9 protein-coding genes are annotated in these 12,708 nt (G+C 46.3%); 1 reads left to right on the top strand and 8 read right to left on the bottom strand.

Going from position 1 to position 12,708, the window contains the following annotated elements:
• Window positions 1–67 precede the first annotated feature (67 nt).
• The 5 genes from OJ16_RS16705 to OJ16_RS16685 all read right to left on the bottom strand — a co-directional run bounded on the left by OJ16_RS16705 (window position 68) and on the right by OJ16_RS16685 (window position 5,443).
• The gene (locus OJ16_RS16705; protein WP_040992366.1) at window positions 68–1,129 is read right to left on the bottom strand and encodes an alcohol dehydrogenase family protein; all 1,062 of its coding nucleotides are present in this window, start codon (window positions 1,127–1,129) and stop codon (window positions 68–70) included.
• Window positions 1,129–1,422: a hypothetical protein gene (locus tag OJ16_RS16700; RefSeq protein WP_152613862.1), complete on the bottom strand. Its 294-nt coding sequence runs from the start codon at window positions 1,420–1,422 to the stop codon at window positions 1,129–1,131. Before OJ16_RS16700 ends, OJ16_RS16705 begins: the two co-directional genes overlap by 1 nt.
• Window positions 1,423–1,553: 131 nt before the next feature.
• Window positions 1,554–3,362 (bottom strand): cation:proton antiporter, encoded by a 1,809-nt coding sequence (locus tag OJ16_RS16695; protein WP_040992365.1) that lies wholly within the window; start codon window positions 3,360–3,362, stop codon window positions 1,554–1,556.
• A 255-nt stretch (window positions 3,363–3,617) separates the two neighbouring features.
• Window positions 3,618–4,802: a multidrug effflux MFS transporter gene (locus tag OJ16_RS16690; protein ID WP_040992364.1), complete on the bottom strand. Its 1,185-nt coding sequence runs from the start codon at window positions 4,800–4,802 to the stop codon at window positions 3,618–3,620.
• Complete coding sequence (locus OJ16_RS16685; protein WP_040992363.1) at window positions 4,799–5,443, bottom strand: recombinase family protein; 645 nt, start codon at window positions 5,441–5,443, stop codon at window positions 4,799–4,801. The genes OJ16_RS16690 and OJ16_RS16685 overlap by 4 nt, the downstream gene beginning before the upstream one ends.
• A 301-nt stretch (window positions 5,444–5,744) precedes the next feature.
• Between OJ16_RS16685 and pflB the strand changes: the two genes are divergently transcribed.
• Window positions 5,745–8,042: a formate C-acetyltransferase gene (gene pflB, locus OJ16_RS16680; protein ID WP_040992362.1), complete on the top strand. Its 2,298-nt coding sequence runs from the start codon at window positions 5,745–5,747 to the stop codon at window positions 8,040–8,042.
• A 119-nt stretch (window positions 8,043–8,161) separates the two neighbouring features.
• Here pflB and OJ16_RS16675 read toward each other — a convergent pair whose 3' ends face one another.
• The 3 genes from OJ16_RS16675 to OJ16_RS16665 all read right to left on the bottom strand — a co-directional run bounded on the left by OJ16_RS16675 (window position 8,162) and on the right by OJ16_RS16665 (window position 12,688).
• Window positions 8,162–9,859 carry an ATP-binding SpoIIE family protein phosphatase gene (locus OJ16_RS16675; RefSeq protein ID WP_040992361.1) on the bottom strand — a complete coding sequence of 566 codons (1,698 nt, stop codon included), beginning with the start codon at window positions 9,857–9,859 and terminating at the stop codon, window positions 8,162–8,164.
• A gap of 9 nt (window positions 9,860–9,868) precedes the next feature.
• Entirely contained in the window at window positions 9,869–10,168 is a 300-nt protein-coding gene (locus tag OJ16_RS16670) for an STAS domain-containing protein (RefSeq protein ID WP_040992360.1), read from the bottom strand.
• Between the two features lie 474 nt (window positions 10,169–10,642).
• Window positions 10,643–12,688, bottom strand: coding sequence for a tRNA(Met) cytidine acetyltransferase TmcA (locus tag OJ16_RS16665; protein WP_052810382.1), 2,046 nt, complete (start codon window positions 12,686–12,688; stop codon window positions 10,643–10,645).
• Between the last annotated feature and the right edge of the window lie 20 nt (window positions 12,689–12,708).

The raw sequence follows: 12,708 nt of genomic DNA, 5'->3' as shown, positions 1-12,708 counted from the left end.
GCTCAATAGTATCAATAAGTGGGTTAGACGGCATCCATTGCCCATAACAATAACCAGACACCAGGGATCATTCGTGTTCATCTTGCGCGACGGTGAGAACGATTTTCCCAACGTGGCTTTTTTGTTCAAAAAACGCCTGAGCTGCATTGATGTCTTTTAGACCGAACGTCTTGGCCACGATTGGAGCAATATGACCCTGTTCAATACACTGTATTAGATTGGCAAACACGCCCGCTTCTAAAACAGTACAACCGAAAAAGCTCAGGTCTTTCAGATAGAGTGTGCGTACATCTAGCTCAACGATTGGCCCGCCGATCGCACCGGATACGGCGTAGCGGCCTTTTGGCTTGAGCACTTGCAATAACTGTGGCCACGAGGATCCAGCCACAAGATCAATGACCGCATCCACGCTGTTCTCCCCGAGATCTTGAAGAAGATCGGAATCGCGAAGAATAATCTCATCAGCACCAAGATCGCGTAATTGATCCACCTTACTCGCGCTGGTCACGGCGATGACATGAGCGTTTCGTACCTTTGCCAATTGAATCGCCGCCGATCCCACCCCACCGGACGCCCCAGTAATAAGGACGCGGTCATGCGGCTTAATTTGAGCCCGCGTAAGCATATTTTCAGCGGTGGAGTATGAGCAAGGGAAAGTCGCTAACTCCACATCGCTGAGGGTGCTCTCCACTTTATAAGCATGGCGAGAAGACACGACCGTGTATTCGGCAAATCCACCATCGCATTCCGAACCAAAGTACCAAGGGGTCGGCAATGTCTCACCATTCACTTCAAAAAGGCACGGTTCAATCAATACTCGTTCACCAACACGCTGAGAAGTGACGCCGTCACCAACCGCAACAATAATCCCGCAAACATCCGCACCTTGAATGCGTGGCAGTTGTAATGCGTTCCCCGCCCAGCCAGCATCTTCTTGGTTTTTATCGTTTTTTGAATACCATCCCGTTCGAGTATTAATGTCGGTATTATTCACTCCCGCGGCTAATACCCGTATAACGACTTCATTCTCTCGAGCCTGAGGCACCGCAATATCCTCTCGATAATGCAGCATTTCTGGTCCTCCATGACCCACTAATTGAACACCTTTCATCGTATTAGGTTGTGCCATTATGCCTCTCCTCGTAGTAATTGCTGCGCCATATTGCTCGCGGTAATGATGGATTCATGGCCTAACACCGGCCAGGTACTCGAAATACTTTCATGCAAAATCAGCAACTGGGTTGCCAGTTGAGGCTGCTGACTCTGTTCCCCCAATAATCGGCGAACGTCTAATTTGTGCCTTGCAACCGCTTCACGGATCTGTCGATCTGAAGGAAAGGCGCTAATCGCGCTCAATGACATGCAACCGTTCGGGGCAAACTCTCGCATCCAAATGTCTAACCTGTCAAAGATCTGGCGCACGCGATCCTCTCCGTTACCATGAAGATCCCTTAATAAATAAGTAATATAACGCTGGTGACGATGATCCAACGCCGCCACTCTTCATCATTCGCGATCGAAGGCGACAAATCGCCAACGATCACTGCGTTTGATCACTTTTCTCCGGTATTTTCAAGGATCAACGCCACCATCGTACACCCCGCAACCGGCAGAAACACTTCAGGATCATCGCAAAACGTGATCTGATCGTTCTCATCGACGAAAAACAGCGGATGTGTGTAATTATTGCGATGAAAAGCCATATAGTCTGCGTAGTTAAAGCTATCACTCAGCGTTGTATGGCGGATCTCAGCACCTTGGCTAATAAATAAGCTCGCCAATTGACTGTAACTCACATGGCCCCCCATCAGTAATTGGCCATGATACTGCGCAGAAACCGAGTGTTTCTCACTGGCTGTCTTACCATTTTTTATCGATTTTTGCAGACAATGAACGTTATTTTCGCCAAATTCGCTGCTAAATTGCATACATGCCATCATATTGAAATGCTGATCCGATGTCAGAGCAACGACCTGACCAATACCGATAAGATCCAGATTATCCTCAGCATGACTCGACATTGGATTGCCATAATACGCCTCCATGCCCTGCATTCTGACCTGACTGATATAATCCCAATTAGAATCACTGAGCAGCACGCGTCGGTCATAACGGGCTAATGCTTTGCCAATTTCACGCGCGACTGGATTTGCACCAATCAAGAGAAACCCTCGAGGTTGGATCTCTGCAAGCCCTAACACGTTCGCCATCGGTCTGGCGGTGGCGCTCTGCAATACGACGGTGCCAATGATCACCATAAAAGTAAGGGGGACTAATAGCACCGCCTCACTCACCCCTGATTCCAACAGTTTGATGGCAAATAACGAGGAGATAGAGGCCGCGACAATGCCACGAGGGGCAACCCACGAGAGAAACACTTTTTCGCGCACAGAAAGCCCGCTACGCAGCGTAGAGAGGAAAATGGAGGCTGGTCTGGAAACGAACTGCATAAACGCAAATAACAGCACTGAGGCGGCGCCTAGCGCGGCAAAATCATCTAAATGAATACGCGCGGCTAAGAAGATAAATAACCCGGTAATCAGCAGTATGGTGAGGTGTTCTTTGAAATGCAGAATTTGCTGGATATTGATCCCTTTGGCATTGGCCAACCACATGCCCATGATGGTCACGGTGAGCAGGCCCGCTTCTGACTGAATGTGGTTGGAAAGCGCGAAAACCCCGAGAACGACCATCAATACCGCAAAAGGCTGCAAATAATCTGGCCACCAAGCTCTACGCAGTGCCACAGCCACTGCCGCTCCGGAGGCAATACCAAAGCCCAGTCCCACCGCAATCAAGCTGACGAAGACCTCAATACTATTCACAGCGTTGTGAGAGACGATGAACTCATACACCATCACCACAAAGAGTGCGCCAAGTGGGTCAATCAGGATGCCCTCCCAACGCAAAATGTTGGCCAGTTTGGCGTTGGGCCTCACCGTTCTTAATAGGGGGACGATAACGGTTGGGCCTGTCACAACGGTTAAGCTGCCAAATAAGATAGCGAGCTCCCAATCAAACCCCAGCAAATAGTGTGTGGCCACACTGGTTAACAACCAAGAAACCAAGGCTCCAATCGAAACAATACGCCACACCGCGCCACTGACTTCTTTGATTTGTTTGAAATTTAAGGTCAAACTGCCTTCAAACAATATCACGGCGACCGCTAAAGAAACCAAAGGAAACAATAAGTTACCCAGTACTACATCAGGGTCAAACAGTTGCAATATTGGGCCCAACACAATCCCTGCGATCAACAAAAATAAAATGGCGGGTAAACGTAAACGCCACGCAAGCCACTGACACCCTAAGCCAACCACCCCAACCGCTGATAGAATCAGCGCTTCACTTCCTACTTGCATTCCATTGCACCTATGTAAATTCAATCCATAACGGATAAATACATCGTATTTTCCTGTTTAAAATATAAGTGACGTGTGATTTTTTTTCGCTAAGCAAAGATCTAAATAGCTACTCATGTCGCTGTATCCGGTTCGCTTTTCACCAAAAAGACAACACGAAGGATAGATTAGGCAAAAAAAAACACCCAAGAGGTCATCCTCCTGGGTGTTTTCAATTCAAATATCGTTAATACGGCACGATGCCGTTCAATTGCGTTAATCCATTTCTGGCTCAGGGCAATTGAAACCACGGATAATATTAGCAAAAGTGATGGCCGCAAATACGACGATCACAATGGAAAGATGCCAAGCCTGGCTCAAACCAAGTTGCACCAAAATCATACTCACTAAAGACGATACCACCATCTGCCCACCGCCCGACATCGCCGCCGCCGCGCCTGCATGGCGCTTAAATGGCTGCATAACCATCGCTTGGGCACAAGGCAAGGCAATCCCATTACCCAGTATCATCAGAAGCTGTCCTATCATCAAATAGAGCGCTTCGACAGGGCAGAAAAATAACCAAATTGCGGCACTCAAATGCAGAACTGGTGTCCAGAGCAACATTTTTTTGCTGCCAATCAAAGGACGAACACGATTACACAGACTCGTTCCCATTAACATGCCTAAGGCCGGAATGATGGCCCACATCGCATATTCGTCGGATGTCATTCCTACTTGATTCTGCATAATAAACGGCATGACAGAAACCGTGGTGATCATCAAACTAAAATTCAGCCAGCTGATGCTTGCAAAACTCATAAAATATCGTGAACTCAGCAAGGTTTGATATTGGCGTAGCATTTTTCGTGGCGACGGGACTTTCGATCGTTCAGCCAACGTTTCTTTAAATCGAATCGCAATAATCACCCAAGCGATAGAAACATAACCGAGCAAGGAGATGAAGACCATACTCCAGCCGAAGTGGAAGTTGATAAATCCCCCAATAACCGGTGCAAAAAGAGGAGTTATCGACGCAGCCATCGCAATATAGGACATGGCAATCGGTAAGTCTGGCCCATTAAACCGGTCACGAGTCGATGCCCTTGCCAACACCGCGCAACATCCGGTGCCTAAACCTTGTAGAAAACGCCCAGCAACCATCGCTGAAAAAGTTTGGCTGAAGAAGATGATCATCAATAAGCCAGCCATGGCGATGAGCAAACCCGTCAGCAAGACGTTTTTACGCCCTAGCGCATCGGAAATGGGGCCATACAGAAATTGTGAAGGGCCAAAGCCCAACAAATAGACACTGACCAATAATTGCGCTTGCTCGAGTGAAATAGAAAAATCTTTGGCTATCCAAGGCAAAGAAGGAAAAAGCAGCCCCATGCTTAATTGACCGATACTGATGATCAAGCACGCTAACAAAATCGACTTAAACGAAAACCCTTTACTCATTTCATCTCACCATCTTCCCATGGTTTATTTGTATGGCGAGTCAAACGGCCTTCATCATCAAATTGCTTCAATTTTGCTTTGACACGTTTAACGGTTGATAGACTCACTTGGCAATGCTCTGCAATACGCGCCATTGAGTGACCCTGTAACAGTTTTATTGCAATGCGTTCATGCTTCTCTTTATCCGCAGGTCGGCCGCGAAATTTCTGCTGCCATAACTCAGGATTATCTTTGAGTGCTTGCCTTCCTTGCTCTGCGGCAAACAATCGATGTTGTGTTTGAACCTTGTCATAACCGGTCAGCAATGAGAGTAAGGTTTGAGTTTGTAGAGAATCGGGCTCAAAGGTCAGAGGTTCACAAAGCAGTTGAATGGTGATGCCACGATCGAGTAACAAGTTCACCACGCTAACAACCTGATTAAAATCGCGCCCAAAAGCCGTTAACCACCAAATAACCACCCTGTCGCCTGACTTCAAACGCGCCGATAATGCGCTAAATTCACTTCGCTCAAGGGGGGGAACAAAACCATGTACCTTATCTTCAACATGCACTGCGTCAGGCGCGGCTGTCACTAACTGCTGAAGTTGATCTTGATAAGCGCGATTCTTAGGGGAAAAACGCGTGTAGATATAACAAGCCATAACCTCTCCATAATGGTTAAGCACGATAGTTCATCGAGTGTATTGGCTCATAGTAAGTTGGCTCATTATTAAACTCAACACCAAAAGAACCCACTCTAAACAATACTCCATTTTATTTCGCTAAATATGAGGCAACGTTATCCGTAAGTCACTCATTTAATGATCTATGCATAAATTGCATTTAGTTTATAAAAACAATGCACTTTACTCACATCATAAGAAGCCTATGATTAATTTCAGTGAACAACGGTTCGATAAAACTATCGATATTAACTAATGATCAATGCTTTAGGAGGTCATAATGACTATCCCGACTACAGACATGATGGAAGCTTGGCAAGGTTTTCAAGCTGGCGAATGGCAAACCAGTGTTAACACGCGTGACTTCATTCAGAAAAACTATACGCCTTATGAAGGCGATGAATCCTTCCTTGCTGAGGTCAGCGATTCAACGGCGAAGTTATGGGAGCAGGTACTAGAAGGCATCAAACTTGAAAGCCGAACTCACGCGCCAGTTGATTTCGATACCAATATTGTCTCAACGATTATTTCTCACGATGCCGGTTACATTGATCAAAACCTAGAAACTATCGTCGGCCTCCAAACAGACAAGCCTCTAAAGCGCGGCATCATTGCCAATGGCGGCATTCGTATGGTGAAAACATCTTGCGAAGTGTATGGCCGTGAACTCGATCCTCAAATCGAAAAAACATTTACCGAATATCGTAAAACACACAACCAAGCGGCCTTTGATCTCTATACCCGTGAAATCAAAGCTTGTCGTAAATCCGGTATTATTACGGGTCTTCCTGACGCCTACGGTCGTGGTCGTATCATTGGTGATTACCGCCGTCTTGCTCTATACGGGATCGATTACCTCAAAGCCGATAAAAAAGAACAGTTAGATTCCACGCAAGCGTTAATGGAAAACGGCCAAGACCTTGAAAAAACGCTGCGCTTACGCGAAGAAATCACTGACCAAATTCGCGCGCTTGAAGACATTCGTCAGATGGGTTTGAAGTACGGTATTGATATGTCTTCAGCGGCACGCACAGCCCAAGAAGCGATTCAATTTACTTACTTCGGTTATCTTGCTGCGGTTAAATCTCAAAATGGTGCCGCGATGTCGTTAGGTCGCACATCCACCTTCCTCGATGTTTATATTGAGCGAGACCTAGAGCTTGGCCTGATCGATGAGAAGAAAGCCCAAGAACTGATAGACCACTTCATCATGAAATTACGCATGGTGCGCTTCTTGCGAACCCCTGAATACGATTCGTTGTTTTCAGGTGACCCTATCTGGGCAACAGAAGCCATGGCGGGCATGGGGGTTGATGGTCGCACTCTCGTGAGTAAAACCACCTTCCGTTACCTACATACGCTACATACCATGGGGCCAGCGCCTGAGCCGAACATGACCATCTTATGGTCTGAGCAATTACCTCAAGCCTTCAAGCAATACGCGGCGAAGATCTCTATTGATACTTCTTCCGTTCAATACGAAAACGACGATCTAATGCGTCCTGATTTCGATAATGATGACTACGCGATTGCTTGCTGTGTTAGCCCTCAAGTCGTGGGTAAACACATGCAGTTTTTCGGTGCTCGAGCCAACCTCGCAAAAGCACTGCTTTATACCATCAATGGTGGTATCGATGAAAAATCAATGGCGCAAGTTGGCCCACAAGTCGCACGTATCGAAGATGACGTTTTAGATTTCGACCGCCTCATGCCGCATTTTGATGAGATGTTAGATTGGCTAGCCACTCAGTACGTCACCGCGTTGAATGTTATTCATTACTCACATGACCGATACAGCTATGAAGCCTCGCTAATGGCATTAATGGATCGAGATGTTCACCGTACAATGGCATGCGGAATTGCAGGTTTGTCGGTTGTTGCTGATTCATTGGCTGCGATTAAATACGCCAAAGTGACTCCGATTCGTAATGACGAAGGCATCGCGATCGATTTCGTCATTGAAGGTGACTATCCGAAATTCGGTAATAACGACGCACGAGTGGATGATATTGCTTGCGACCTTGTTGAGCGATTCATGAAGAAGATCCAACAAAAGCCGACCTACCGCGATGCGGAACCGACACAATCCATACTCACCATCACATCCAATGTTGTGTATGGTAAAAAAACGGGTAATACACCGGATGGTCGACGCGCTGGGATGCCATTTGGACCGGGCGCAAATCCGATGCACGGACGTGATGAAAAAGGCGCTGTGGCCTCACTCGCTTCTGTTGCAAAACTGCCCTTTGCTTATGCTAAAGATGGCGTCTCGTACACCTTTTCGATTGTGCCAAATGCATTAGGCAAAGATGACGTGAGCCAAAAAGTTAACTTAGCCGCACTGATGGATGGCTATTTCCACCATGAAGAAGGCGAAGGGAGTAACACGATTGAAGGCGGACAACATCTCAACGTCAATGTACTGAATCGGGAAATGTTGCTTGATGCGGTTGAGAACCCAGAACTATACCCTCAACTGACCATTCGTGTTTCAGGCTATGCTGTACGATTCAATTCACTGACTCGCGAGCAGCAACAAGACGTAATTAGTCGCACGTTCACAGACCGAATCTAGGCACTCAATGCCGTTCAGTAAAAGGTAGCTGGATTGGTTTAGTCAATGGTATCGCGAGAGGCTTAGCGCCTCTCGCTTTTTTATCTGCGTTTTACAGTGTAAATTGGCGAGCCATCACGTTAAAGGCAACGCGGGAATTGGTGAGGTGACGTGAAACGATAGAGCGCCGTCACTTTGTTTCCATTATTTGAATACTCCAGCGAATCACAGAGTTCGCTTGCCAAAACAATCCCTCGGCCATAACTCAGCGAGTGATCGCTTTGAGGCTGAAGCTGGTGATAATCAAACCCCTCTCCATTGTGCTCGAGCGTCATCACCAACTCACTTTTACTCGGTTCGTAATTCACCTCTAAACGAATCCAAGCCTCATCATCCAAAACCGCGAGTCTTTCTTCACGCAGTTGGTAAAAGATAAAAAAGCCATCCGCTTCTTCTTTAATGCTCGATTCCATTTTCAATAAACCATGGTCGACAGCATTCGCAAATAACTCCGCTAAGATAGAACAAATTAAATCGAGATGATGACCAGCGCCAAGCAACCCGATCATGTACCGTCTGACTTCATTCATTAAACTCACATCTCGAATAACCGAGGCGGGAAAGTTTAACGTTGATTGACTGGGCAAATGACTTAACCGCTCAAGCTCCTCGTTATGATGACGTCCGCTATGATTTGAAATGGGAAATGAAAGCGACAAGATAGAGAGGTCATCGTCTGTTTCTTTTTGTGCAAACTGCCGTACCGCATCATACAACACCGGAATCGCATTTCGGTCGCTTTGCAATACCGACTCAAGCCGCAATTGACCGAATGCCTCCCCGCGCGAATTGGTTGATTCGGTTACACCATCAGTGTAAGCCACAATCCGTTGGTCCGGCTCTAATGTTAAGTGCACCAAATTCATTTCAAACTCTTGCGATGTTAACACCCCGAGCGGCATGTGCTGTGACACCAGTTTGCTGACAATATCGTTGTTCCCATCGAGAATGTACGCGTCGGGCAATCCGCCGCCCCACCAGGTGAGTTCAAAGCCATTGGCTCTAACTTCAAACACGCTGGCCGCCAGCATCATCCCCGACGGTAGAAAACGAACTAAGACATCATTCATCTCTGTGACGATTTCGCCAAGAGAAAGGCCCTTCATTGCCATTGAAAAAAAGGCACGCGTTGCGGGTATCGTGGAAATCGCGGCGGGCAAGCCGTGACCGGTGGCATCGGCGATCATCACATACACTCCCCCATGTGGCCGATTAGCCACAACAATGAGATCGCCGTTAAAAATGGTCGACGGTGTAGACAAGTAATCGATACCAAATATATCCGTGACTTGTGTACTCATTTCATCTTTTAGATTGGTAAAAATCGATTCGGCGATGGCGTAATCATAACGGACTTGTTCATGGAAGCGGGTTAACTCATCACGTTGAGAGATAACTTCATTATGCATTTTGACAATACGAAAGTGAGCTTGAACTTTCGCTAACAAAACACTGCGTTCAACCGGCTTGAGAACAAAGTCATCCCCCAACGCCAAACAACGTTCAAAAGAATCATGATCATCAAGTACCGTCAAAAATATAATCGCAATGTGGTGGTCAGGAAAAGCTTCGCGAATTTCTTGCGCGGTGCTGAATCCATTTTTGTCTGGCATCACAACATCCAACAAAATGACATCCGGCAATAACGGCATGTTCTGCATGAATTCGACAACACCAACGCCACTATCAAATGTATCGATTCTTGATGATATGTGGCTAAGCATCAAACGGCACAATTCTCGGTTAGAGGCATGATCGTCAATTATCATGATTCGCATCTTTTTACCTCACTCTATTTTGAACTTACGATCAAAGCGCGAGATAGCCAGTATCTTGCGTACCTGGGGTAACGTATTCGTAATGCAGATATTGCGGTCACGCTGGTCAAGATAATTGTGCATATTGATCAGAATACCTAAACCAGCGCTATCCATGTATTCCACCTTGCGGAGGTCGATGGTGAACTGGTAATCATGGCGTTCAGAATAACTTCGTCTGAACTCTTGAATAATATGGAAGCCAAACGAACCCGTAACAAAAATCGTAATCTGCTTTGCTTCCGTATTAATCAGCGTCTTCACTGACATAGAGCCTCTCTCATTACTGACATAACTTCGTGGATGTGAAACAGATTACTCATGTTGAGTTTAGGAAGAAATAACTAAATCGCAAATGCAAAAGTATTAGCTAAGTGATCTAAAGCATTCCCTCTGCGTATCAAGCTGCCCGTGAAGCGTTTCAAATATAACGAAAAAGAGAATACGCAGTATGTGGCCATCGCGCGGAAAAGTATGAGTTTAGAGAAGAGGCATTCGAATGATTACTTTATTGATACATCTATTTTTTATTAAACACAATTTACAGTGTAAAGCGATAAAGAGGACGAGGAAGCGTGAAGAGATGATTAGCGGGAAAGACGGCGAGCTAGAAACGAAGAAAGAAAACTAGGTCGATAGGTTAGATACGTAGTTAGATAGAAAAGTATAAAGAGGCACTGAAAAGAGTGACTGACAATTTACACTGTAAAACCGCAATGGCTTTACAGTGTAAATCCCAAAACACTATTTACGTTTTACACTGTAAATAGCCGATTGAGGAACAGGATTAGATTCGCAAGCGAGATAGAGAGCTAACTCGTCTCTTAATGCTTTCTCAACCTGCTTGCGGCCGGTAAAGCCAAACTCAGCCGCGCATCTTGTCCAAGACCATTGCTGTATCACTTTGCGGATAATCAGAGGAGAGGATACGGGGTCAATCTGCTGCTGTAATAACGCCTCGATGAATGGCGATACATTCTCATAATTACTGCCGCCTTTGATATAGGCGTTCACCAATCTTGTTTTAACCGCTGATAGCGTATCCACTGATCTTAGGCACAGCGACAACAGTTGCGCTGATAAGAGCGGGTCCAACTCAACCAACGCATCTTTCAATTGATAACTGAGGCCATCAAAAAACAATTGCTTTGCTTCATCAACCCAATCTTGATTGCCTTTCACCATCACTAATGAATGACAACCACTCGCTTGGTCACGCTGACTGCCTAATTTAACGGGTTGATAGCCATTCGCAGCCCAGAAACGAAGTAACGTATCGGTCGCACCAAAACTGGTCGAGTAGAATGAATAACGGGTGATAACCTCGAGTTCGCGCAATAAAGCACTGCCCATACCACGCCCTTGCAGTTGCGGATGAACGGCGATTCTCATTATCCGTAAACTGAGTTGCTGCGCCGCAACATCATTACCAAGATGATTCGCGAGCGTCGTCGCGACAAGATGCCCTTTAGGGCGGCGAATACCTTGTTGAATCTGACTGACTAACTCAGCGGATAACCCCCCTTCTTCAACCCCAATAACACAACCCACACAAATATCATCCGAAAACAGCGCGAACAATTTCATTGAGGAGTCACTTAACAGCAACATTAAATCATTGGGCGTCGTTTGATAATGCGCGTTCACCAATAATGCAAAGCACTGTCTTAACAAATCCGGAGATTGAAACAATGTTTGTGGGGCAATGTAGCGCATCGAATCAATGACAGAACGAGTCTCATCTACCTCAGCGAGTTCAGTATCAAGTAAGAACGTCGCGTATTGCCACTCCTCTAGCGGATCAGCCTTCGCCCAACGAATCGGCATATCCATATGAAAGAAAGCCGTTCCAGGACGATTTGTTCGCAACCATGATTGGAATTTAACAGTAAAGCCACGACCACAACCTTCATAACCGTGAATCGTTGTCGAGAACACGGCACGGTGATAATGATCCACCATCGCGAATAACAAGGGTAAAGGTAATGACGACGCTTCATCGACTAACAATAAATCGCAGGACGGCTTTTGCAGCAACAATTCATCAGGCGCAACAAACTCGATACTTGATTGCTGCCAAACGAGTGCAAACTTACTGCGTTCCGATTGAGGAAGTAACCGCTGTGCGTGCTCAAATAACGGTGTCACGCTATTGACCGACGGTGATGTGACGATGATTCGCATCTTGCGTTGTTTGATTAAGGTCGCGGCAGCAATCCCTAAAGCACTCGTTTTGCCGCGACCGCGGTCTGCTGTCAGGACTAATGGACGGCGTCGATGACCTGTGAGCACTTTTTCAATTCGAGTTACCGCTTCTTGCTGTTGGGAAAATGACGATTCCTGCTCCCCTACTTCATCCAACTGAGAGACTGTCGGTAGCGCGCTATCTTGTTCAATCACGATGAGTTGATGCAATGCACGCTTAAGCCACGCCTCAGACAAGCCATCTTTATCAATAGCGCTGGTGATGAAAATAGCGAGTCCACCGCCACGCAGGATGCCCAAAGCAGAAGTTATGCTGTTTGCATCAAACGCATCTCGACAATCAATAATCAGTAAAGCGCATTCTTGACCTAATAATTGCTGCCCTTTGTTATAAGGAACGCATCGACTTACGCCGGATAACGCTTCGCCCCCCAACTGAATAACCTCAGAGGGAAACAAACGGATTGCCGTTTCGCACACAGAGTTTTGCCAATCAAGCAGACCTTTAACAGTCAGTCCAAAGCGGTGATTACGTTGCTGAGCAACAGCAACTAAAGAAGAAAGAGAGTGTTCGAGAGACGTCATATAGCAAACAGTCGAAAAAG

It is taken from the genome of Vibrio renipiscarius, from assembly GCF_000827885.1.
Lineage (GTDB): Bacteria > Pseudomonadota > Gammaproteobacteria > Enterobacterales > Vibrionaceae > Vibrio > Vibrio renipiscarius.
The sequence above is the reverse complement of the archived record's forward strand: the minus strand, read 5'-3'. Positions and strand labels throughout refer to the sequence as shown.